Raw genomic sequence first — 22,714 nt, 5'->3', positions numbered from 1 at the left:
GCCGGCAATCCGCCGAAACCATGACGTATCGTCACCTGACGGGGTCGTGATGACCCTTTGCCTTGACGTCCCCCAAATGGGGGTAGCCGATATGGGAAGGGATGGCCTCTATCGGAGGATCGGTTGTGCGTAATGTCACGTCGCTGCGGCGACTGGTGGCTTTCCGACACGAGACCCGAGACTAGTCCCCGCCGCTTTGGCTGCCTCCATGGCAGCTGTGAGCGACATTATTTGCGGTGTGGGCAACGCCGCCATGGTTGGGTCAAGCAGCCATGGCGGCGTCTTTTTTATCTCAACCCTCGTAGGGGACGAAGTTCTGCTTCTGCGTGCCGAGGCCGTCGATGCCGAGAGCCACGACCTCACCGCCCTTCAGGAAGCGCGGCGGCTTGAAGCCGAGACCAACGCCGGGCGGAGTGCCGGTGGTGATGACATCACCCGGATCGAGCCGCATGAACTGGCTGATATAGTGCACGAGATAGGCGGCGCCGAAGATCATCGTCTTGGTCGAGCCGTTCTGGACCCGCTCGCCATCGACCTCGAGCCACATGCCGAGATTCTGGATATCGGCGATCTCGTCGGGGGTCACCAGCCAGGGGCCGAGCGGACCGAAGGTCGGGCAGCCCTTGCCCTTGGCCCATTGGCCGCCGCGCTCGGTCTGGAATTCGCGCTCCGAGACGTCGTTGCAGACGCAGAAGCCCGCAATCGCGGCCATGGCGTCCTTCTCGGCGATATAGGAGCCGCCATCGCCGATCACGATCGCAAGCTCGACTTCCCAGTCGGTCTTCTTGGAGTTCTTCGGGATGGTGACGTCGTCATAGGGGCCGACAATGCAGTTCGGCGCCTTGTTGAACAGGATCGGCTCGGCCGGGATCGGCGCGCCGGTCTCAGCCGCATGGTCGGCGAAGTTGAGGCCGACAGCGATGAAATTGCGCACGTCGCCGACGCAGGCGCCGATGCGCGGCGAACCTTGCACCACGGGGAGCGATTCGGCATCGAGCGCCTTCAGCGCCGCAAGCGAGGCCGAGGTCAGCGCCTTGCCGGCGATGTCGGGAACCTTGCCCGACAGGTCGCGCAGCACGCCCTTGGAGTCCAGCAGCGCGGGCTTCTCTTGGCCGAAAGCGCCATAACGTACCAGTTTCACGTCGTTTCCCCCGTTTCAATCGATATGATCAAAGGTGGCGCGATCCTGTGCGGATGGGGCGCTGGAGGCAAGCGGTTCCTGCGCATGACGAGACTGCACAGGGGGACCCCGAAACTTGTTGCGGGAATGCAACGGCCACCGCGAAAGCAAAAGGTTCTGCAACCATTAGACGTAGACCTGCAGAACTGCCACCTGCGCAAAACCTGCGATAGTTCGCATGTAAACGATCTTTTTCGCACGCCGACTTGATCGGCACTGCAGGAATCGGGGGATTTTTAGTCGATTCTGCCTGCTGCGGTGCAAGCGCATGGAGAAGCATGGCGAAATTGTGCCGTTCAGGGCGGGATTGCGGCAGAAACGCGAGCGCGGCATGGTCGTTGGCGAAGCGGGTGATTTGCCCGAAAGAACGTCACTCCTGGGATGGATAGTCGATGAAGAGCATCGTTCGCTACACCGCCGCTGCTACCGTTTCGGTCGCTGCTCTTCTGGTTTCAGGCGTCGCTTCAGCGAGCTCGTTTTCACTGCGCAGCGGAACAAGTGCCGAGGGGCTCGGCATGGCGTTTGCGGGCGCGGCCTCTGGCGGCATCGGCATGGGAGCCATGACGTTCAACCCGGCCACGATCACGATGTTTCCGGGCCGGAACAGCAATTGGAACTTCAGCTACGTCGCCCCCAGCGCCAGCTACGATCCAACCTCTGCAACTCGGGTGCGGCTGCCCAACGGTGCGATCGTTCCGATCGGCGCCGCTGGCGGAAGCAACCTGGGCACCGGCGAGATCGGCGGCGATGGCGGTTTCGTTCCGGCTTCGTATTCCGCCTGGCAGCTGACGGACCGCCTCTGGATCGGCATGCACACCGGGGTGCCGTTCGGGCTGCGTTCGAAACCCGAAAACCAGTTCAATGCGTCTCAGATCTACGGTCGGTCGGCGCGCGTCGCGACGATCAACGTTACGCCGACGATCGGCTACCAGGTGAATGACTGGCTCGCCGTTGGTGCCGCGCTCCAGGTGCAGTATTTCAAGACCAACCTGAAGCAGGCCGCCGGCATCACGGCTACCGCGCCCAACACCATCCTCGAAGGCGACTCGATCGATTTCGGCTACAAGTTCGGCGTCACGCTGACGCCGTGGCAGGGGACCAATATCGGCCTGGCCTACCGCTCGATGATCCATCATACGCTGGAGGGAACATTCACGACCCCTGCAGCGGTCCCGCCGATCCTCGCCGCGGGTTCCAATCCGATCAAGGCCAACCTCAACCTGCCAGATTCTGTCGTGTTTGGCCTCTCGCAGGTCATCAATGACCAATGGCAGGCGCATCTCGGCGTCGAATGGACGAACTGGAGCCGCTTCCGCCGCATTCCGATCGTCGCCAGCAATTTCGGCGTGCCATTCACCAGCCTGAACTTCCAGTATGACGACAGCTGGTTCTTCTCGGCAGGTCTTGAGTACAAATACAACCGCGATCTGACCTTGCGCGCCGGTGTCGGCTACGAGCTTTCGGCCGTGAACGACGAGAATCGTACGGTCTTCATCTCGGATAATGATCGCCTCTGGTTGTCGGCGGGTTTCAGCTATCAGGTCTCGGATAAGATCAAGTTCGATCTGGGCTATACCTACCTCCACGTCCAGAATGCGAGCGTGAACTATGCTGGCACGCATCCGCAGCAGGGCGCCGTTCTCTACACGGCAGAGGCCAAGCCGCATGTTCATGTCGTTTCCGCCGGCATCACCTATCGCTGGGACAATCCGCAGGAGCCGATCCCGATGCGCCCGGTGGTTCGGAAGAACTGACCGACGCAAGCTGCGTCAGTGAAAAGCCGGCCCTCGGGCCGGCTTTTTTGTTGTCCGGGAAGCCATGAAACTCCGAAGTGGGCTCAGACCCTGATCTTGACGTAGCTTCCGGGCGCGTCCTCGAGCGGCGTCAGCGCGCCACCGCCCGGCTCACGCGCGGAGACCTGCTTCGGCGCCTGCGAGGTCACCCAGCCGAGCCAATGCGGCCACCAGGAACCGGGATGCTCCACCGCTCCCTTGGCCCAATCGGCGAAGACGCCCTCAGGCCTCCCGCCGGTCCAGTACTGGTATTTCACCTTGCTCGGCGGGTTGATCACGCCGGCGATATGCCCGGAACCCGCCATGACATAGTCAACCGGCCCGCCGAAACATTGCGAGCCGATGAAGACGGATTGGGCCGGAGCGATGTGGTCTTCCTTGGCAGCGAGGTTGTAGATCGGAATCTTCACGGCCTTCAGATCGAGCCTCTTCCCGCCGATCGTCATTTCGCCCTTGGAGAGCCGGTTCTCCAGATAGCAGCCGCGCAGGTAGAAGGAGTGGTTGGCAGCCGGCATTCGCGTCGAATCGGAGTTCCAGTAGAGCAGGTCGAAGGCGGTCGGGAGCTTGCCCTTCAGGTAGTTGTTGACGGCATAGGACCAGATCAGGTCGTTCGGCCGCAGCATGTTGAAGGCTCCGGCCATGCGCGCGCCGTCGAGATAGCCGCGCTGTGCCATCTGCTCTTCGACGGCGCGGATCTGATCCTCGTCGACGAAGACCGAGAGTTCGCCGGCCTTCGAGAAATCGACCTGCGTCGTGAAGAAGGTTGCGCTCTCGATGCGCTTGTCCCTGCTCGCGGCCATATAGGCGAGGGTGACGCCGAGCAGCGTGCCGCCGACACAGTAGCCGATGGCGGTCACGCGCTTTTCGCCGGTCGCCTGCTCGACCGCGTCAAGGGCCTCGAAGATGCCCTCGCGCATGTAGCTCTCGAAATCCTTGGCGGCATGGCGTTCGTCGGGGTTGACCCAGGAGATGCAGAAGACCGTCAGTCCCTGCGTCACGCACCAGCGGATGAAGCTCTTCTCGGCGTTGAGATCGAGTATGTAGAACTTGTTGATCCAGGGCGGCACGATCAGCAGGGGGCGCTTGAAGACCTGCTCGGTCGACGGCGCGTACTGGATCAGCTCCATGATCTCGTTGCGATAGACGACCTTGCCCGGCGTCGTGGCGATATTGACGCCGACCTCGAAGGCCCCCCCGTCCGACTGGCGGATCTTGAGTTCGCCGCCGCCGGCTTCGACGTCCTCGGCCAGCATCTTCATCCCGCGCACGAGATTCTCGCCGTTCTGCTTCAGCGTCTCACGCAGGAGTTCGGGATTCGTTGCGACGAAGTTCGAGGGCGAGAGCGCGCTGGCGATCTGCTTGACGTAGAAGCGCGCCTTCTCGCGCGTATGCGGGTCAAGGTCCTCGGCGCGATCCACCATCGACTCGGCCCAGCGCGAGCCGATCAGATAGGCCTGCTTGACGAAATCGAACATCGGGTGGGCCGACCAGTCCGGATCGGCAAAGCGCGCATCGCGCTTGTCGGGCTCGGCGACCGGTGCAGCTTCCTCGCCGCTGGCTCGCTTCAGGGTTGAGGCCCATAGACTCATGAAGTCGCTGGTCAGCGAGGCTTGTGCCTCGATGACCTTGCGCGGGTCCGTCACCCAGCGCTCTGCGACGCGGCCAATGGTCTTGACCATTTCGCTGACCTCGTCGGCCGCGCCGGTCTTCGCCTCGCCGCGTTCGATCGGCTTCAGATAGGCGGCCGTGACCTTCCCGGCTTCCTCCATGAAGCGCCCCATGTTCTGGGCGAGCAGGTCGAAATCCGGCACAGGCGCTTCGTCCGAGCCGGCGGGACCCTTCGGCTTGTCGTCGGCTGGCGGGCACATGAATCGTCTCCCCTTGCCACGTCTTTTGCGGAAGCCCTTGCTTCCTATTTTGGTCCCATTAAGGACGTAAACGATATGGTGTAAAAAGATAATTCTGCAACGCGCCGGACCTGCTCATGTCACTCAACAATCCTACGACAAGGTTCCTGCCGCTGCTGCTTCTTTGCGCCCCATTTCTCGCCGGCTGTGCGGGGGATGGCGTGAAGGGGGTCGCCGAGGCCGCGGGACTTGCGACCACGCCGCAGGAATCGAAGCCCTTCGTCAAGGAGAGCCGCTCGACGGAGCGGGATTACATCTCGGTCGGCACGTCTGCGACGCGCGCTGCAGCCCGCAAGCCCGTGGCAGATTTCAAGACGCTTGAGACCGATCTCGAAGCCAAGCGCATCTCGAACGAGGCTGCCGGTGAACAGGCCAAGTCTCTCGGCGCCACGCCGCCGCCGGCGCCGGCCACGGTTCCGACCAACTGATCGGCGTTTCAGTTAGCCGCCTATTTTCTCGGGACCTGCCCGAGGACGCTCCGTCTTCACCAATCGGTTAGGTTAATTCCAGCTTGCCGGAATGGCGCCATATCCGGGACAGGCCAGCTCGCTAGGGCGGGGGGGCGTTGCCGTTCCGGAGACCGTGCCCCATGGCGCAAGCTGAGCATCGTTCATTCTCCTTCGCCACAGCCATGCTGATCGCGGGCGCACTGCCGCCCAATTCTGCGCAGGCTCAGATAGTCCCGGTGAAGCCCTATCTCGAATGCACGCTCATTCTCGAGGCGGAATCGGGAAAGACACTCCACCGCGAAGGAACCTGCGACAAGCGCTTCAGCCCTGCTTCGACCTTCAAGGTGCCGCTTGCCGCGATCGGCTATGACGCGGGCATACTGGAAGATCAGCACAAGCCCCTTTGGGACTATCAATCGCGCTTCAACGCGGTGGCGCGGGATCGCAAGCCGGTCGACCCGACGATCTGGGAGGCAGATTCGGTCATCTGGTACTCGCGCGAGATGACCGCCCGGCTCGGGCCCAAGCGCTTCGCCGCCCATGTCTCGAAGCTCGGCTACGGCAATGGCGATGTCTCGGGCGATCCCGGCCGGAACAACGGATTGACCCATTCCTGGATCTCGTCATCGCTGACGATCTCGCCGGAGGAGCAGGCGGGCTTCCTGAGGCGCCTCCTGTCCGGCTCGCTGCCGGTTTCCGGCAAGGCCCATGAGATGACCAGGGCGATCCTTCCCAGATTCAGCGCCGGAGACTGGACCGTGAAGGGCAAGACCGGCAGAGTCTGGCTTCGGAACGCTGCCGGCGAAATCGATCGGAAGCGGCCTCTCGGCTGGTTCGTCGGCTGGGCCGACAACAAGGACAGGCGCGTCGTCTTCGCGCGCCTGCTGATCGGCGCGGAACGCACGGATGGCATACCCGGCCGGAAACTCCGCGACGCCTTTCTGAAGGAACTGCCGGTGCTGATGAAGGCCAAATGAGCGGCACGCAAGCTGCGGCCGGAGAGCCATGCCGATGGGAGAGGGCTGAGGCGCCCCTGCCACGCTGGCGTCTTTCGTCGAAAATTGCGTCTCGTGGCCTGTCCTGACCGAAGATGCGATGCTAAGGGCAGTCAACGCACAATTGTGACGGGCCGGTTCTCGCGGCGCGTCCAGGGACATGTTTGATATGACCGATTTTCATCGCATCAAGCGCCTGCCGCCCTATGTTTTCGAACAGGTCAACAAGATCAAGGCAGCCGAACGGGCCAAGGGCGTCGATATCATCGACCTCGGCATGGGCAATCCCGATCTGCCGGCACCGAAGCATGTCATCGAGAAGCTGGTCGAAACCGCCGGCAAGCCGCGCACGGACCGTTACTCCGCTTCCAAGGGCATTGCCGGCCTGCGCCGCGCTCAGGCGCATTACTACGCGCGCCGTTTCGGCGTGAAGCTGAACCCCGACACCCAGGTGGTCGCGACACTGGGCTCGAAGGAAGGCTTCGCCAATATGGCGCAGGCGATCACCGGCCCCGGCGACGTCGTGCTCGTGCCGAATCCGAGCTATCCGATTCATGCCTTCGGCTTCCTGATGGCAGGCGGGGTCATCCGCTCCGTTCCCGCCGAGCCGACTCCGGCCTTCTTCCCCGCCTTGGAGCGGGCGATGATCCACTCGGTGCCTAAGCCGATCGCACTCGTGACCTGCTATCCGGCGAATCCGACCGCCTATACCGCCTCGCTCGATTTCTACCGCGACCTCGTCGCCTTCGCGAAGAAGCACGAGCTGATTCTGCTTTCCGATCTCGCCTATGCCGAGGTCTATTTCGACGAGAACGACCCGCCGCCCTCGATGTTGCAGGTGCCGGGCGCCGTGGACGTCACGGTCGAGTTTACCTCGATGTCGAAGACCTTCTCGATGGCCGGCTGGCGCATGGGTTTTGCCGTTGGCAACGAGCGCCTGCTCGCGGCGCTGGCGCGGGTCAAATCCTATCTCGACTACGGCGCCTATACGCCGATCCAGGTTGCCGCAGCCGCCGCCCTGAATGGCCCCGACGATTGCATCCGCGAGATGCGCGAGATCTATCGCAAGCGGCGCGACGCGCTTGTCGAGAGCTTCGGCAAGGCCGGCTGGGACTTCCCCGCACCGCAGGCCTCGATGTTCGCCTGGGTGCCGATCCCGGAGAAGTTCCGCCATCTCGGCTCGCTCGAGTTCTCGAAGCTGCTGATCGAGAAGGCGGAGGTTGCCGTCGCACCCGGCATTGGCTTTGGCGAACATGGCGACGATTTCGTCCGTATCGCCATCGTCGAGAACGAACAGCGCATCCGGCAGGCGGCCCGGAATATCGGTCGCTTCCTCAAGGGCGCGGATCAAACGCTTCACAACGTCATCCAGATATCCAAAGCTGGGTAAGCTGAGCTAAGACGAGTGCGCGATGGCCGGCGCAGACGCGCCGCCATCCGTCTTGCAGTTGAGGGCAGGGGCTCGGCATGTTCAGCAAAGGCCGCTTGATCGGCATCGGTTTTGGCCTGTTCGCGCTGGTCTGCCTCGTCGTCACCTATGATTATTCGCGCGGGCGCAACACCCAGACGAACTCGCCGCTGGTGTCCGATATCCTCACGGCGACTCGCTCCAACGAATGCGGCCGGGACGCGACGGAGATTGCCGCACGCTATTTCCCCCTGGGACTGGAACAGGCTGAAGCCGAACAGCGCCTGGGCACCATCAGCATCGAGCGGCCTGCCGCCTGGTTCTGGCGCCCCGTAGTCGAGAACGCGACGACCTGGACCGGGCCGACGCTGGAAGCGCTGCACACCATCAAGACCACGGCCTTCGGCAATCAGCTGCTGCGGCTGCATCTGACCTTTGCCGATGGCAAGCTAAAGCGGCTCGCAGCCGAGGTCGTCTGCCGGTTCGACTGACCAGCGACCCAAGCCCGCACCAGCGTCCAGCCGTTCGAGATATCCGTTTCGCAGTCACGCGCTCCCGCGTAGGGTTCTTCAGCCTGGATACGCGCTGAATGACCGGTTGCGGCTCGATCCAGCGGCCTATCGAACGTCCTGTCTTACAGGAGCGCGCCATGGCATCGACCGACAAGCTCTTCGCGGGGCCGATCCCCGAAATCTACGACCGTCTTCTCGTTCCGCTGCTCTTCGAAACTTACGCCGCCGATCTCGCCGAGCGCGTCGCGCAGGTGAAGCCGCGGCGCATCCTGGAAATCGCGGCCGGCACCGGCGCGTTGACACGGGCGATGGCAGCAAGGCTCGACGGCGAGGCGCGTTTCGTCGCATCCGACCTGAATCAGCCGATGCTCGAGCGAGCCCAAGAGCGGCTGGGGGCGGATACAAGGATCACCTGGCAACAGGCCGATGCGCTCGCACTCCCGTTCGAGGAGCGCGGCTTCGACCTCGTGGCCTGCCAGTTCGGGGTGATGTTCTTTCCGGACAAGGCGCAGGGCTACAAGGAGGCGTACCGCGTCCTGATGCCTGGCGGGCGCTACCTCTTCAATGTCTGGGACAGCATCGCGGAGAATGAGTTTCCGCAGATCGTCACGGAGGCGCTGGCGACGATGTTCCCGACCGATCCGCCGTGCTTCATGGAACGCGTCCCGCATGGTTATCACCATCAGGATACGATTCGCCGGGAACTGGCCGACGCAGGCTTTGATGCGATCGCGATCGAGACCATGCCCCGCAAGAGCAGGGCAAGATCAGCTCAGGAGGTCGCAATGGCTTATTGCCAGGGCACGCCGCTCCGGGCGGAAATCGAAACGCGTGATCCGTCCGCACTGGAAGCTGCCACCGACGCCTCGGCCCAGGCACTGGCTCGCCGCTTCGGAAGCGGGCCGATCGAAGGGCGGATCAGCGCGCATGTGGTGTCCGCCGTGCGGCCCTGATTGGCTCCCACCCTCGAGCTGAGAAACCGCGCCCGTCGCGCCGGGCTTCGCACCGAACCGCGCATCCGCTCCGTTGACTCGCCCGTTGTCGCGTGCGACCCCGACGACATGACGACGCTCGCTTCCTCACCCGGTCCTGCTCCCTTGCGCGTTGGTGTCGCCGGCCTTGGCACGGTCGGCGCTTCGGTGCTGCGCATCCTCAACCGCCAGGAAAACGCCATTGCGGCCCGCTGCGGCCGCGCCGTGCGAGTGACGGCCGTTTCGGCCCGCGACCGAACCCGTGATCGCGGCATCGATCTCACCGGCTACACCTGGTTCGACGATCCGGTCGAGCTGGCGCGCTCGTCGCAGATCGATTGCTTCGTCGAACTCGTCGGCGGTGCGGACGGCGTCGCCAAGGCTGCAGTCGAGGCCGCTCTGTCCTCCGGCAAATCGGTGGTGACGGCGAACAAGGCGCTGCTTGCGCATCACGGCGTCGCGCTTGCCGCGCTCGCTGAGGAGAAGGGCGTGGCGCTTGCGTTCGAAGCCTCCTCCGCCGGCGGTATTCCGGTGGTCAAGACGCTGCGCGAGGCTCTCTCCGGGAATAATGTCTCGCGGCTCTATGGCATCCTCAACGGCACCTGCAATTACATCCTCTCGCGCATGGAGCTGGAGGGGCTGACCTTCGAGGCCTGCCTCAAGGATGCCCAGCGTCTCGGTTATGCCGAGGCCGACCCGACCTTCGATGTCGAGGGTTACGACACAGCCCATAAGCTCGCCATTCTGACCAGCCTCGCATTCGGGGTGAAGATCGACGCCGAAGCGATTCATGTCGAAGGCATTTCCTCGATCACGCCGCTCGATCTGAAGATGGCCGACGAGCTCGGCTATCGCATCAAGTTGCTCGGTGTCGCCGAGCGTACCCGCACCGGAATCGAGCAGCGCGTGCACCCGACGATGGTGCCGAAATCCTCCGCCATCGCGCAGGTCATGGGCGTCACCAATGCGGTGACGATCGATGCCGACGCGGTCCGTGAACTGACCCTGGTTGGTCCCGGTGCCGGTGGTGATCCCACTGCGTCTGCCGTCGTCGCCGATATCACCGATGTCGCGGGCGGCACCTCGGGTTTGCCCTTCGGCCTGCCGGTCTCGCGGCTCGAGCAGCCGGCGCGCACACCGATGCAGCGTCATGAAGGCGGCTATTACATCCGCCTCGCGGTTGCGGATCGGCCGGGCGCCGCCGCGGCCATCGCAACCCGCATGGCGCAGGCCGATATCTCGCTCGAGAGCATCGTCCAGCATCGTTCGGAAGCCGCCGCCACCCGGGACCCGACCGGTCGTTCCGGAGCGCCGGTGCCGGTCGTACTCATCACCTACGCCACCAGCGAGTCGGCGATCCGCGACGCGCTCGAAAAGGTCACCGCCGACGGTCACATTGCTGAACCGCCGCAGGTGATAAGGATTGAACGGGAATAGGCCTTCGGCGCCTGCGTGTCCGACCTGCCGATTGCCGACTGCTGAATAGTTCGAGGGAGCCTCATGTCCGAACTCACCATCGCCTCATCCCATATCATCGAGCGCTATCTCTCGATGGAACTGGTCCGCGTCACCGAGCGCGCAGCGGTTTCCGCAGCGCGCCTGCGCGGCCATGGCAATGAGAAGGCAGCCGACCAGGCAGCGGTCGATGCCATGCGCCGCGAGCTCAACCGCCTGCCCATCGATGGCGAGATCGTCATCGGCGAGGGCGAGCGCGACGAGGCCCCGATGCTCTTCATCGGCGAGAAGGTCGGCAACCGGCACGGGCCCAAGGTCCACATCGCCGTTGATCCGCTCGAAGGCACGACGCTTTGCGCCAAGGACATGCCCGGCGCCATCGCCGTCATGGCCATGGCTGAAGCCGGCAAGCTGCTCTATGCGCCCGACGTCTACATGGACAAGATCGCGATCGGCCCCGGCTATGCGCAGGGCGTCATCGATCTCGACGCCTCGCCGACCGACAACATCCATGCGCTCGCCAAGGCCAAGGGCGTGAAGCCGCATGAGATCAGCGCACTGGTCATGGACCGTCCGCGCCATGCCAAGCTGATCGAGGAGATCCGCAAGACCGGCGCATCGATCCGCCTGATCACCGATGGCGACGTCGCCGGCGTGATCTTCTGCACCGAGCCGGCCAAGACCGGCATCGACATCTACATGGGCATTGGCGGCGCGCCCGAGGGCGTGCTGGCAGCCGCTGCGCTGCGCTGCGTCGGCGGCCAGATGCAGGGCCGCCTGATCCTCGACACCGAGGAGAAGCGCAAGCGCGCCCATGGCATGGGCGTCCTTGATCCGAACAAGAAATACGACATGTCGGAGATGGCCTCGGGCGACGTCATCGTCTCCGCCACCGGTGTCACTGACGGCGGCATGCTGTCAGGCGTAAAGTTCGGCAAGGACGTGATCGAGACCGAGACCATCGTCTACCGCTCGATCACCGGTACCGTCCGCCGCATCTATGGCGAGCACCGCGAATTCGGCAAGTTCAAGCTCGATTGAGACGGCGAGCCCTAGCGCGCCGCCAGCGCAGGATATCAAAACGACGGCCGGGCATGTCCCGGCCGTTACTGTTTGGGGGCAGCCCAGCCGTGGGCCGCGAGCAGGCTCGCCCTTGCAGGAACGGCGTCTAGGACGCGATCTCGAGGAAGCGCTGCAGCGTCGGCGAGCTGTTGGCCGCGCGCCAGACCAGGCCGGTTTCGATCTCCGGAGCGGAATCCTGGAGAGGCAGGTAATGCGCCCCGCGCCGGCGCAGGTTGGTCATCGATTGCGGCACCAGCGCGATGCCCATGCCGGCGGCGACGAGCCCGATGATCGTCTGCATCTGGATCGCCTCCTGATGGACGGCAAAGGGCGCGCCATGCTCGGCGAAGTAGCCTGACACGATGTCGTGGAAGGCCGGTGCGATATGGCGCGGAAACAGGATGAGCGGCGCGGCCATGATCGCCTCGGCGCGCAACGTCTCGGCCGTAAAGCCCGGGCGGTGGGCCGCGATCCAGGCCTCAGGCACAGCGGCGACCAGTGGCTCGCGCAGGAGCGGGCGATAATTGAGCGTGGCCTGCAGGGCCTTGCGGTCCGGGGCGATGATCATCCCTGCATCGATCTCGTCGTTCAGCACCGCCTCGATCTGAATGTCGCTGGTCGCCTCGCGCAGCAAGACGGCGACTTGCGGAAAACTCTGCCGGAACCGGCTGACCATCCCCGGCAGCACGCTGTAATCGGCCGTGCTGACGAAGGCGAGGCGCAGGCTGCCGAGTTCGCCGCGTGAAAGGCGGCGAGCGGTTTCCGGCAACCCGGCGGCCTTGTCGAGAACGGCGCGCGCGTGAGCAAGCCATTCCTGGCCGACGGGCGTCAGGGCGACGCTACGCTTCGTCCGTACGAAGAGCTGCACGCCCAGTTCACTCTCCAGGGACTGAATTGACTGGCTGAGGGGCGGTTGCGTCATGCCCAGGCGCTCGGCAGCCCGGCCGAAATGCAGCTCTTCTGCGACGGAGACGAAATGGCGGAGCTGACGGAGATCCATATGATCTTCTAATATGCCCTGCGACCTAATGGCGATGAAAAAGTATATTTCTCATTAGATTGGAGTGGCTCTAAAACGGGCTGATCACGTCTGACTGCCGCCGACCGGGAGCACATGCCCATGCCCTTCAACGAACGTTCCAAGAATATCACCCAGGGCATCGCCCGCTCGCCGAACCGCGCGATGTATTACGCGCTGGGCTACGAGAAGGCGGATTTCGACAAGCCGATGATCGGCATCGCCAACGGGCATTCGACGATCACGCCGTGCAATGCCGGCCTGCAGCCGCTGGCGGACGCCGCGATCGCAGCGGTCAAGGAAGCCGGCGGCAATCCGCAGGTCTTCGGCACGCCGACGATCTCGGACGGAATGTCGATGGGCACCGAGGGCATGAAATACTCCCTGGTCTCCCGCGAGGTCATCGCCGATTGCGTCGAAACCTCGGTGCAGGGCCAGTGGATGGACGGCGTGCTCGTCCTGGGCGGCTGCGACAAGAACATGCCGGGCGGCATGATCGGCATTCTGCGCGCCAATGCGCCCGCGATCTATGTCTATGGCGGCACCATCAAGCCGGGAAAATGGAAGGGCGAGGATCTGTCGATCGTCTCGGCCTTCGAGGCCGTCGGTGCCTTCATGGCGGGAAAGATGAGCCAGGAGGACTTTGACGGGATCGAGCGCAACGCCTGCCCGACCACCGGCTCCTGCGGCGGAATGTATACCGCAAACACGATGAGCTCTTCGTTCGAAGCGCTCGGCATGTCGCTGCTCTACTCCTCCAACATGGCCAATCCCGATCAGGAGAAGGTCGACAGCACCGCTGAATCGGCGCGGGTTCTGGTCGAGGCGGTGAAGAAGGGCATCAAGCCGCGCGATATCGTCACCCGCAAGTCGATCGAGAACGCGGTTGCGCTGATCATGGCGACCGGCGGCTCGACCAATGCCGTGCTGCATTATCTTGCGATCGCCCATGCCGCCGAGGTGGAGTGGACGCTGGACGATTTCGAGCGCGTTCGCCGCAAGGTTCCGGTGATCTGCGACCTCAAGCCATCCGGCAAATACATGGCTGTCGATCTGCATAAGGCCGGCGGCGTCCCGCAGGTGCTGAAGGTGTTGCTCAATGCCGGGCTCCTGCATGGCGATTGCCTGACCATCACCGGCCGCACCATGGCGGAAGAGCTGGAGCATGTGCCGGATGTGCCGGGAACCTCGCAGGAGGTGATCCGCCCGATCAGCGGGGCGCTCTACCAGGAAGGCCATCTCGCCATCCTGAGGGGCAATCTCGCGGAGGGGGGTGCAGTTGCCAAGATTTCGGGGCTGAAGAGCCCCGTCATCAGCGGTCCGGCTCGGGTGTTCGAGGACGAACAATCCGCGATGGAGGCGATCCTCTCCGACAAGATCCGCCCCGGCGACGTCCTGGTCCTGCGCTATCTCGGACCGAAGGGCGGCCCGGGCATGCCTGAGATGCTGGCTCCGACCTCGGCGATCATCGGCCGTGGCCTCGGCGACAGCGTCGGCCTGATCACGGATGGCCGCTTCTCCGGCGGCACCTGGGGCATGGTCGTCGGCCATGTCACGCCAGAGGCGTTCGAAGGCGGCACGATCGCCCTCGTCCACGAAGGCGACCAGATCACGATCGACGCTCACAAGCTGCTGCTGCAGCTCGATGTCGACGCGGCCGAGATCGAACGCCGGCGCTCTGCCTGGACACAGCCGGAGCCCCGCTACAAGCGCGGCGTGCTGGCAAAATATTCGGCGCTCGCACGCTCCGCCAGCGAAGGTGCGGTGACGGGATAATTCCGAAGGGCGTTTGGGAACGAACGCCTCTGAGGATGGCCGGGCTCGTCCCGGCCATTCTTCGTTCAGACTGTTCGCCGCGCATTCGTGCAATCGCTGAAACGTGTGCCGCACGCGACATCCCCGGCCACCTCGTTCGCGCTATGATTGTGATCTGTTCCGTCGCGGGAGCGTGCCATGCGCCACATCCTACTTCTTGCGGCTTCAGTTCTTCCCCTTGTCACGGTCGCGGTCGACGATGCCTCGGCCCAGGGACGCTACGGCGGAGGGGGCTTCCATGGCGGTGGCTGGCATGGCGGCATGCGCGCCGGCGGCTGGCACGGGCGAGGCGTCGGGTTCCGACCAGGAGGGTACGGATATCGCGGCGGCGGCTGGAGGGGCGGCTGGAACCGACCCTATATGCGGGCAGGGAACTATTGGGGCTGGCGTCGCGGCTGGGGTTACTCCCGTTACGGCTATGGCTGGGGCGCGGCCGGGCTCATCGCCGGCACTGCGATCGCGGCCTCGGCGGCCTATCCCTACTACGGATACGACAATTCCTATCCCTACGAGTCTCCCTACGCCTACTCGTATAGCTACCCTGCCTATTCCACGCCGGTCTCGGGCGATGTCGGCGGCTATTGCGCCACGCCGGTCAGGACCTGCGCGCTGATCGACCCGGGATTGGTCGGCACGGGCTGCTCCTGCCGGGTCTCCGGTGGCCGGGCTCGGGGAACCGTGATCGGTCCTTGATTGCCGACGCGGCGTTGCGCGCCGTGGCCGGGGCTGGGTTGGCCGCGAGGCCCGGTTTCGAACCGTGTTCCCGAACAGGAAGACACCTCAGGGCTTTGTCCGGACCCATCCGGCTGCATCGTCCCAGGCCGACCGTTGCGGTTCGGGATGATGCAGCCGATGGCCTACGGCCCGATCGGGATCAGGATTTCTTCTTCTTGCCCGGTTTCTTCGTGGCGGAATCCTTGGCCTTGGCCGGTTTCCCGACCTTCTTCTTGAACTCCGCATAGAATTCGTCGGCCATGCCGAGCAAGGCGTGGCCGATCCGGGCGTATTCGAACTCGTTCAGATTGGCGAGCGAGGCTCGGCCTGCCGGTTGCTGCGTTCCGAAACCGCGACCGGGCAGGAGCACGATTCCCGTCTCGTCGGCGATGCGGAACAGAAGATCGCCGGCACTCGCGCGTTCCTTGACCCAGGCCGCGAATTCGGGGCCGTGGAGCTTGCGCGCGATGTCTTCGAGATCGAGCAAGGTGTAGTAGTCGACCGCATTCGGTCCGGTTTCCGGTGGAAGGCCCAGTTCGCGGTAGAGTGCCGCCTCGCGACGCCGGATCAGCGTCTTGAGTTCGGTCTTGTAGTTGTCGCCCTCGTCCATCAGCGCGAAGAGCGAGAACAGCACCATCTGGACCTGCTGCGGCGTCGACAGGCCGGCCGTGTGGTTGAGCGCAACGGTGCGGCTGTCGGCGACGAGCCGGTCGATGAACTTGAGCGAGCGCACATCGGGAAGCAGGGAGCCGTAGCGCTTGTCGAGCGCGACCTTGGTGGCTTCGGGCAGGGCCGCGAGCTGGTCGTCGAAGATGTTCTGCTTGTGCGTCGCGATCACGCCGAGCCGCCAGCCGGTCGCCCCGAAATACTTCGAGAACGAATAGACCAGCATCGTGTTCTGCGGGCAGATCGCGAAAAGCGAGCGGAAATTGTCGGCGAAGGTTCCGTAGACATCGTCGGTGAGAATGGTGAGGTCGGGCCGGTGATCCCGGACGATGCGCGCGACCGTATCGAGGCTGCGGTCGTCCATCTTGACGGAAGGGGGGTTGCTCGGATTGACGCAGAAGAACACCTTGATCGCCGGATCCTTGAGCTTCTCGAGCTCCTTGTCCGGGTATTGCCAATCCTGCTTGGGGTCGGCGTTGATCGCGACTTCTTCCAGCCCGTATTCGTCGAGTTCCGGGATCTCGATATAGGGTGTGAACACAGGCAGGCCGATGGCGACCTTGTCGCCGCGCTTGAGCAGCCCGTTCTGCTTCAGCGTGTTGAAGATATAGGTCATCGCGGCGGTTCCGCCTTCGACGGCAAAGAGATCGATGCTTGCCGCCGGCAGGAAGCCGCCGATCATCTCCTTGACGATGTATTGCCGGACGATGTCCTCGCTGACCTTCAGCATCCGGGGCGGCACGGGGTAATTGCTGCCCAGGATGCCTTCGACCATCTCATGCAGGAAATCCGAGGCTGAAAGTCCGAGCTGGTCGCGGACATAGCTGAGTGCGCGCCCGAGGAAGACGACGCCCTGCTGGTCGCGATGCTCGGCCGTGAAACGCTCGAAGCGCCCCTCGATGCCCGCGATCTTGGGCAACCCGCCGACGCCGTTCTGCATGTAGGAATAGCTGAGCTCAGCTTCTGCAACGGCGAACAGGCCGAGGCGGAAGAAGGCGCGTCGCGGCAGCGTCGCCAGGAAATTCGGATTGCCGCGCCCGGCATTCAGCATCAGCCGGTTTTCCCTGCTGGAGGCGAGCTTGATCAGCTCGTCCTTCAACTCGAAGGGGCTCAGCTTGGCATATTGCGAATAGTCGGTGGTCATGAGGCGTCTCCGGCTGGTTCAGGCAAAGGCGACGACGAGGGGACCTAGCAAGGTGAGGAAGACGTTCGCCAGCGCGTAGGTGATCGCGAAGGGCGTGGTCGGGATCGAGTTTCCGGCCTTGTCGAGCACCTCGCCAAAGGCAGGATTGGCGCTGCGCGAGCCGGAAAGCGCACCGGCGAAAATCGCCGTGTTGTCGTAGCGAAGGATGTAGCGGCCAACCAGCATGGTGATGATCAGCGGCAGGATCGTCACGATGACCCCGGCGATGAAGATCGAGACGCCGCTTTGCACGATCGTGCTGACCGCCTGCAGGCCGGACTGCAGACCGACGACCGCAACGAACCCGGCGAGGCCGAGGTCTCGCAGCAGGGTCGAGGCCGGCGTCGGCATGTTGCCGATCGTCAGGTTGCGGCTGCGATACCAGCCGAAGGCGAGGCCGGAGAGCAGGGCCCCGCCGCCGCTGCCGAGCGTTAGCGGGATCGCGCCGATGCGAACGACCAGAAGACCGATCAGCAGGCCGACGACGAGGCCGAAGCCATGGAAGACGAAATCCGTCTTGTCGCTGGGCAGGATGATGCTGCCGACGATCCTTGCCATGCGCTGCACATCGTCCGAGGTGCCGTAGAGGGTGACGACGTCGCCGGGCTCGATCATCGTGTCGCCCTTCAGGACGATCGGCTTGCCGGCCCGCTTGACCTCGATGACATAGATGCCGTGACGGAGCTCCCCCGCGGTGGCGGCATTGATTTCGGCGACCGTCTTGCGCACGAAATCGGGATTGGTGATCGCAACGTCGCGCGTGACGACGATGACATCCATGCCTTCCGAGGATTGCAGCTCGGGCCCCAGCTTGGGTGCCAGCCCGACGACGCCCACCCGTCGACCGATGACGAGGACGATGTCGCCGGCCGCCAACGGCAATGAAGGCTGCACTGCGATCAGAGCGCCGCCACGCTTGACGCGTTCGACGCTGACGGGGGAGGGCGCGCTCGCTTCCAGGTCTTCGACGGTCTTGCCGGCTCCGGCCTCGATGCGGAAGATGCGTCCCACGAGATCGGGAGCGGCCGCATGTTCGCCGGCTCCATAGATCTTAGCGCCAGCCAGAAGTTCGGTCTCGGCCTTGATCGCGTCGTCGCGGATGGTGCGCCCCATCAGCCAGGGCAGGACGTTGACGCAGACGATGATCGCGCCGAACGAGCCGAAGATGTAGGTGACGGCGTAGCCGACGGCGACATTGCCTTGCAGCCGCTGCACCTCCTCGGCTGCGAGACCGAGCTTGCCGATGGCGGCGCTCGCGGTGCCGATGATGGCCGACTGGGTCAGGCCACCGGCCGCGATACCGGCGGCGAGGCCCTTGTCCAGCCCCATCACCCGCGCCAGAACGACGACGGTCGCCAGGCCGCTGAGGGCGAGGACCGCCGCCATGACGATCTCACGGATCGATTGGCGGCCGAGCGAACGGAAGAATTGCGGTCCGCTTTCAAAACCGACCGCGTAGATGAACAGGGCGAAGAGGACCGATTTGATGCCGTTGTCGATGGAGACACCGACCTGGCTGATCACCACGGCCACAAGCAGCGAACCGGCGACGCCGCCGAGCTGGAACTTGCCGAACTGGAACTTGCCGATCCAGTATCCGATCGCCAGCGACAAGAAGAGCGCGATCTCGGGGGATTGGTTCAGGACAGAGTGAACCCAGGACACGGAGCCTCCTTGGTATCGACAAAGTCTTCCGCTGAGGAACTTCGCAGCTTCGGCCGCGGTTGCAAGCTACAAATGCCAGAACCGCATGAGGGCACTGCATCTGACATGTGTTTGCGGAAGGGCATGTCTAAAATGCGAGGAATCTCGCCGTTCTTCTCATCTTTTTCTAAAGTACGCCGGGATGCTCTTCTCTCGTTTCGCTCAGGGTAAGGTCGCCGGTTATGCTCAGCGAACCGCGCGCGCCGCTTCCCGCCCGGCAATCCTGCCGGAGAACAGGCAGCCGCCAAGGAAGGTCCCTTCGAGCGCGCGGTAGCCATGCATCCCGCCACCGCCGAACCCGGCCGCTTCGCCGGCCGCATAGAGGCCTGCCAGAGGCGCTCCATCGTCTCCGAGCACGCGCGACGACAGGTCGGTCAGCAGCCCGCCCAACGATTTGCGCGTCAGGATGTTGAGGCGCACGGCAATCAACGGGCCGTGCCGTGGATCGAGGATGCGGTGCGGCCTTGCGGTGCGGATCAACCGGTCGCCGATATAGGCGCGTGCGCCGCGCAGCGCCGTCAGTTGCAGGTCCTTGCCGAAGGCACTGTCGGCCTCGCGGTCGCGCGCTTCGATCTCGGCGCGAAGACGCGCCTCGTCGATCAGGTTGTCGCCCATCAGGGCATTCATGCGGGCGACGAGACGCGAAAACTCCGCCTCGACGATGAAATCCTCGCCCTTGTCCATGAATGCCTGAACCGGCGCCGAAATGCCGGCCGTGGCGCGCTCGATCACCTTGCGCCAGCTCTTGCCGGTAAGGTCGGGATTCTGCTCCGAACCGGAAAGCGCGAACTCCTTGGCGATGATGCTCCGGTCGAGCACGAACCAGGAATAGTCGAAGCCGGTCTTCATGATGTGCTCGAGCGTTCCGAGCGTGTCGAAGCCGGGAAAGAACGGCACCGGCAATCGGTTGCCGCGCGCGTCGAACCAGAACGGGGAGGGGCCGGGCAGGATGCGGATACCGTGCTTCGGCCAGATCGGGCTCCAGTTCCCGATGCCCTCGACATAGTGCCACATCCGGTCGCCATTGATCAGGCGCGCGCCGGCCGCCTCAGTGACCCCGAGCATCTTGCCGTCGACATGCTCCGGTACGCCCGACAGCAGGCGCTTCGGCGGCGTACCCAGTCGCGCGGGCCAGTGTCGCCGCACGAGGTCATGATTGCCGCCGATGCCACCCGAACAGACGATCACGGCCTGGGCCTTCAGCGCGAACCCGCCCACGACGCCGCGGGAGCTCGCCTCTCCGCGTCCGGCCCCGCTCGCCTCCAGGATTTCGCCCTCGACGCCATCGATCTCGCCTGCATTCTTCGTCAGCCCGGTGACGCGATGGCGGAAGCGCAGCGAAACCAGCCCGCTTGCCGCAGCCTCGCGCACGCGGCTCAGGAAGGGGTCGAGCAGGCCGGGCCCGGTGCCCCATGTGACGTGGAAACGCGGTACCGAATTGCCATGCCCCGTGGCGAGATAGCCGCCGCGCTCGGCCCAGCCGACGATCGGAAACCAGCGGACGCCCTGGCCGTGCAGCCAGCTCCGCTTCTCGCCCGCGGCGAAATCGACATAAGCCTCGGCCCAGCGCCGCGGCCACGCATCCTCCTCGCGGTCGAAGCCGGCCGAGCCGAACCAATCCTGCAGTGCAAGCTCGCGCGAATCGCGAATCCGCAGCCGGCGTTGCTCCGGCGAATCGACCAGGAAGAGCCCGCCAAAAGACCAGAAAGCCTGTCCACCGAGCGACTGCTCCGGTTCCTGGTCGAGCAGGATTACCTTGCGCCCGGCATCGGCAAGCTCTGCTGTGGCGACGAGACCGGCGAGGCCTGCCCCTATGACGATGACATCTGCATCGAGCGGCATGATCAGCCCCTTCGCCAGGCCACGTTCCCCACAACAACTATGGCTGAGCGGTCTGCGGCGACAAGGCGGCGCTACCCAGGTTGACGAATGGCGCGGGCTGCGCGAACCCCTTGGGCATGAATCTGATCGCCCAGCGCCCATTTCTCGGTGTCACCAACTCGGCGCTCGGCCGCATCTGGCGTGACCGGCTCGATGCCGCAGGGCTCGGCCGGGCCGAGGCCCTCTCTCAGGTCGAAGGGCTCCCCGATATCGTAGCCCGCGTGCTTGCCGGACGCGGCGTCGAGGCTGCCGATGCCATGCGCTATCTCGAGCCGAAGCTGCGCGATCTCCTGCCTGACCCCTCGACCCTGGTCGGCATGGATGCGGCCGCTGCGCGCCTGGCGAGGGCGGTTGCAACACGCGAGGCCGTCGCGATCTTCGGGGACTATGACGTCGACGGCGCCTGTTCCTCCGCCCTCCTGGCGGGTTTCCTGCGCGATGCCGGCGCCCGGCCGCGCATTCACATTCCCGACCGGCTGATCGAGGGATACGGCCCCAACAGCGAAGCCATCCGCATGCTGGCCGCCGAGGGCGCGACGCTGCTCGTCACCGTCGATTGCGGCACGACCAGCCATGAACCGCTGGCAGAGGCGCGCCGGCTCGGTCTCGATGTCGTCGTGCTCGACCATCACCAGGCGTCCGAACAGCTTCCGCAGGTCGAGGCGCTGGTGAACCCGAACCGCCAGGACGATCTCTCGGGGCTCGGCCATCTCTGCGCCGCCGGCGTCGTCTTCCTGACGCTGGTCGCGACCGCCCGCGAGCTACGCCGTCAGGGGCACTGGGCGCAGCGTGGCGCCGAGCCGGATCTGCTGGCCTCCCTTGATCTCGTCGCGCTTGCGACCGTCGCGGATGTCGTGCCGCTCAAGGGGCTGAACCGCGCCTTCGTCCGGCAGGGCATCGCGATGCTGCGTGGTCGCACGCGGGCAGGGCTCGCAGCTCTGCTCGACGTCGCCGGGCTCGATGGCCCGGTCCAGCCCTGGCATCTCGGCTTCCTGCTCGGACCGCGCATCAATGCGGGAGGACGCATCGGCGATGCCGGCCTTGGCGCGCGGCTGCTGATGACCGCCGACGAGATCGAGGCGCGCAGCATCGCCGCCGAACTCAACCGCCTGAACCAGGAACGGCAGGAGATCGAGAAGCTCGCCGTCGAGGAGGCGGTGGCGCAGGCCGAGTTCGCCTTGACGAAGACTGAGGATCTGCCGGTCCTGCTGGCGCGTTCGGCCGACTGGCATCCCGGCATCGTCGGCCTCGTCGCAGCGCGCCTCAAGGAACGTTTTCGCCGCCCGGCCTTCGCGCTGGCGCTGAACGGGGAGGGGGGCGCGACCGGCTCGGGCCGCTCGGTCGCCGGCGTCGATCTCGGCCGCGCCGTCAGGCTGGCGGTGGACGCGGGTCTTGCCGTGAAGGGTGGAGGCCACGCCATGGCGGCCGGCGTCACGCTGGCCCCGGGGCAGGATAAGGCCTTCCATGCCTTTCTCGCCGAACGTCTCGCTCCGGAGGTCGCCCAGGCGCGCGAATCGGAATCGCTGCTGGTCGATGCGGCGATGAGCGCGGGCGGCGCCAATCCCCGCCTGCTGGCCGAGATCGAGAAGGCCGGCCCCTATGGCGCCGGCTGCCCGGAGCCGGTCTTCGTCTTTCCCTCGCATCGCCTGGTCGATGCCGTCGAGATCGGCAGCGGCGGCCATGTCAGGATCAAGCTTCGCAGCGGCGACGGCGCCACCATCGGCGGCATCGCCTTCCGCGTGGCTCAGGAACCGCTGGGCCGTGCACTGCTGGCCGCACGCGGCGAGAGCGTGCATCTCGCCGCAAGCCTTACCCTCAACCGCTGGGGCGGCAGGGAAACTGTGGAGGTGCGGGTGATCGATCTGGCCCGGGTGGCATGACCGCAATGGCCTGTGCATGACTGCGATCGGGCAGCGAGAATTTGACAAACTCAGACTTGCCGATCCGGGAATGTCGCACTATAGCTCGCCCCGCTTCCGATGGGTTGCAGCGAATTGCAAC

General features: G+C 64.7%; 17 protein-coding genes. 11 read left to right on the top strand and 6 right to left on the bottom strand.

Annotated features, from left to right (window positions below; genetic code table 11):
• Nucleotides 1-292: 292 nt before the first annotated feature.
• Nucleotides 293-1,141 carry a fumarylacetoacetate hydrolase family protein gene (locus BIWAKO_RS25565; protein ID WP_069881046.1) on the bottom strand — a complete coding sequence of 283 codons (849 nt, stop codon included), beginning with the start codon at nt 1,139-1,141 and terminating at the stop codon, nt 293-295.
• A 431-nt stretch (nt 1,142-1,572) separates the two neighbouring features.
• Between BIWAKO_RS25565 and BIWAKO_RS25560 the strand changes: the two genes are divergently transcribed.
• Nucleotides 1,573-2,934, top strand: a complete 1,362-nt coding sequence (locus BIWAKO_RS25560; protein WP_069881045.1) for an OmpP1/FadL family transporter — start codon at nt 1,573-1,575, stop codon at nt 2,932-2,934.
• 83 nt (nt 2,935-3,017) lie between these two features.
• Here BIWAKO_RS25560 and phaC read toward each other — a convergent pair whose 3' ends face one another.
• Nucleotides 3,018-4,841 carry a class I poly(R)-hydroxyalkanoic acid synthase gene (phaC, locus tag BIWAKO_RS25555; RefSeq protein WP_069881044.1) on the bottom strand — a complete coding sequence of 608 codons (1,824 nt, stop codon included), beginning with the start codon at nt 4,839-4,841 and terminating at the stop codon, nt 3,018-3,020.
• Nucleotides 4,842-4,957: 116 nt separating this feature from the next.
• On the opposite strand from phaC, the gene BIWAKO_RS25550 reads away from it, so the two are divergent.
• The 7 genes from BIWAKO_RS25550 (at nt 4,958) to glpX (ending at nt 11,711) form a co-directional block, all read left to right on the top strand.
• Nucleotides 4,958-5,308 (top strand): hypothetical protein, encoded by a 351-nt coding sequence (locus tag BIWAKO_RS25550; protein ID WP_069881043.1) that lies wholly within the window; start codon nt 4,958-4,960, stop codon nt 5,306-5,308.
• Nucleotides 5,309-5,469: 161 nt separating this feature from the next.
• Nucleotides 5,470-6,306 carry a class D beta-lactamase gene (blaOXA, locus tag BIWAKO_RS25545; protein ID WP_069881042.1) on the top strand — a complete coding sequence of 279 codons (837 nt, stop codon included), beginning with the start codon at nt 5,470-5,472 and terminating at the stop codon, nt 6,304-6,306.
• Between the two features lie 187 nt (nt 6,307-6,493).
• Nucleotides 6,494-7,714: an LL-diaminopimelate aminotransferase gene (locus BIWAKO_RS25540; RefSeq protein WP_069882783.1), complete on the top strand. Its 1,221-nt coding sequence runs from the start codon at nt 6,494-6,496 to the stop codon at nt 7,712-7,714.
• Between the two features lie 77 nt (nt 7,715-7,791).
• On the top strand, nt 7,792-8,223 hold the full coding sequence (locus BIWAKO_RS25535; protein WP_069881041.1) for a hypothetical protein: 432 nt from the start codon (nt 7,792-7,794) through the stop codon (nt 8,221-8,223).
• A gap of 158 nt (nt 8,224-8,381) precedes the next feature.
• The gene (locus BIWAKO_RS25530) at nt 8,382-9,197 is read left to right on the top strand and encodes a class I SAM-dependent methyltransferase (protein WP_069882782.1); all 816 of its coding nucleotides are present in this window, start codon (nt 8,382-8,384) and stop codon (nt 9,195-9,197) included.
• A gap of 108 nt (nt 9,198-9,305) precedes the next feature.
• Nucleotides 9,306-10,652 (top strand): homoserine dehydrogenase, encoded by a 1,347-nt coding sequence (locus BIWAKO_RS25525; RefSeq protein ID WP_069882781.1) that lies wholly within the window; start codon nt 9,306-9,308, stop codon nt 10,650-10,652.
• Between the two features lie 63 nt (nt 10,653-10,715).
• On the top strand, nt 10,716-11,711 hold the full coding sequence (gene glpX / locus BIWAKO_RS25520; RefSeq protein WP_069881040.1) for a class II fructose-bisphosphatase: 996 nt from the start codon (nt 10,716-10,718) through the stop codon (nt 11,709-11,711).
• 127 nt (nt 11,712-11,838) lie between these two features.
• Here glpX and BIWAKO_RS25515 read toward each other — a convergent pair whose 3' ends face one another.
• Nucleotides 11,839-12,732: a LysR family transcriptional regulator gene (locus BIWAKO_RS25515; protein WP_069881039.1), complete on the bottom strand. Its 894-nt coding sequence runs from the start codon at nt 12,730-12,732 to the stop codon at nt 11,839-11,841.
• 120 nt (nt 12,733-12,852) lie between these two features.
• Here BIWAKO_RS25515 and ilvD point away from each other — a divergent pair, with 120 nt between their 5' ends.
• Both ilvD and BIWAKO_RS25505 read left to right on the top strand, forming a co-directional pair.
• Nucleotides 12,853-14,526: a dihydroxy-acid dehydratase gene (gene ilvD / locus BIWAKO_RS25510; RefSeq protein WP_069881038.1), complete on the top strand. Its 1,674-nt coding sequence runs from the start codon at nt 12,853-12,855 to the stop codon at nt 14,524-14,526.
• Between the two features lie 177 nt (nt 14,527-14,703).
• A complete protein-coding gene (locus BIWAKO_RS25505; RefSeq protein ID WP_069881037.1) occupies nt 14,704-15,258 on the top strand; it encodes a hypothetical protein in 555 nt (184 codons plus the stop codon).
• Between the two features lie 181 nt (nt 15,259-15,439).
• On the opposite strand, the gene BIWAKO_RS25500 is transcribed toward BIWAKO_RS25505, so the two are convergent.
• From BIWAKO_RS25500 to BIWAKO_RS25490, 3 genes are all read right to left on the bottom strand, one after another.
• Nucleotides 15,440-17,089: a bifunctional aspartate transaminase/aspartate 4-decarboxylase gene (locus BIWAKO_RS25500; RefSeq protein ID WP_069881036.1), complete on the bottom strand. Its 1,650-nt coding sequence runs from the start codon at nt 17,087-17,089 to the stop codon at nt 15,440-15,442.
• Between the two features lie 18 nt (nt 17,090-17,107).
• On the bottom strand, nt 17,108-18,793 hold the full coding sequence (gene aspT / locus BIWAKO_RS25495) for an aspartate-alanine antiporter (protein WP_069881035.1): 1,686 nt from the start codon (nt 18,791-18,793) through the stop codon (nt 17,108-17,110).
• A gap of 225 nt (nt 18,794-19,018) precedes the next feature.
• Nucleotides 19,019-20,674: an FAD-binding dehydrogenase gene (locus BIWAKO_RS25490; RefSeq protein ID WP_069881034.1), complete on the bottom strand. Its 1,656-nt coding sequence runs from the start codon at nt 20,672-20,674 to the stop codon at nt 19,019-19,021.
• A gap of 116 nt (nt 20,675-20,790) precedes the next feature.
• On the opposite strand from BIWAKO_RS25490, the gene recJ reads away from it, so the two are divergent.
• The gene (gene recJ / locus BIWAKO_RS25485) at nt 20,791-22,593 is read left to right on the top strand and encodes a single-stranded-DNA-specific exonuclease RecJ (protein WP_069881033.1); all 1,803 of its coding nucleotides are present in this window, start codon (nt 20,791-20,793) and stop codon (nt 22,591-22,593) included.
• Nucleotides 22,594-22,714 lie beyond the last annotated feature (121 nt).

This window comes from Bosea sp. BIWAKO-01 (assembly GCF_001748145.1).
In the GTDB taxonomy this organism is placed as follows: Bacteria; Pseudomonadota; Alphaproteobacteria; order Rhizobiales; family Beijerinckiaceae; genus Allobosea.
The sequence above is the reverse complement of the archived record's forward strand: the minus strand, read 5'-3'. Positions and strand labels throughout refer to the sequence as shown.

Bases quoted from the DNA above. Each gene is read 5' to 3' on its own strand.
- BIWAKO_RS25490 (WP_069881034.1), bottom strand. From the start codon at position 20,674: ATGCCGCTCGATGCAGATGTCATCGTCATAGGGGCAGGCCTCGCCGGT.
- BIWAKO_RS25525 (WP_069882781.1), top strand. From the start codon at position 9,306: ATGACGACGCTCGCTTCCTCACCCGGTCCTGCTCCCTTGCGCGTTGGT.
- BIWAKO_RS25530 (WP_069882782.1), top strand. From the start codon at position 8,382: ATGGCATCGACCGACAAGCTCTTCGCGGGGCCGATCCCCGAAATCTAC.
- BIWAKO_RS25500 (WP_069881036.1), bottom strand. From the start codon at position 17,089: ATGACCACCGACTATTCGCAATATGCCAAGCTGAGCCCCTTCGAGTTG.
- ilvD (WP_069881038.1), top strand. From the start codon at position 12,853: ATGCCCTTCAACGAACGTTCCAAGAATATCACCCAGGGCATCGCCCGC.
- BIWAKO_RS25560 (WP_069881045.1), top strand. From the start codon at position 1,573: ATGAAGAGCATCGTTCGCTACACCGCCGCTGCTACCGTTTCGGTCGCT.
- BIWAKO_RS25540 (WP_069882783.1), top strand. From the start codon at position 6,494: ATGACCGATTTTCATCGCATCAAGCGCCTGCCGCCCTATGTTTTCGAA.
- BIWAKO_RS25550 (WP_069881043.1), top strand. From the start codon at position 4,958: ATGTCACTCAACAATCCTACGACAAGGTTCCTGCCGCTGCTGCTTCTT.
- phaC (WP_069881044.1), bottom strand. From the start codon at position 4,841: ATGTGCCCGCCAGCCGACGACAAGCCGAAGGGTCCCGCCGGCTCGGAC.
- glpX (WP_069881040.1), top strand. From the start codon at position 10,716: ATGTCCGAACTCACCATCGCCTCATCCCATATCATCGAGCGCTATCTC.
- blaOXA (WP_069881042.1), top strand. From the start codon at position 5,470: ATGGCGCAAGCTGAGCATCGTTCATTCTCCTTCGCCACAGCCATGCTG.
- BIWAKO_RS25515 (WP_069881039.1), bottom strand. From the start codon at position 12,732: ATGGATCTCCGTCAGCTCCGCCATTTCGTCTCCGTCGCAGAAGAGCTG.
- BIWAKO_RS25505 (WP_069881037.1), top strand. From the start codon at position 14,704: ATGCGCCACATCCTACTTCTTGCGGCTTCAGTTCTTCCCCTTGTCACG.
- BIWAKO_RS25535 (WP_069881041.1), top strand. From the start codon at position 7,792: ATGTTCAGCAAAGGCCGCTTGATCGGCATCGGTTTTGGCCTGTTCGCG.
- recJ (WP_069881033.1), top strand. From the start codon at position 20,791: ATGAATCTGATCGCCCAGCGCCCATTTCTCGGTGTCACCAACTCGGCG.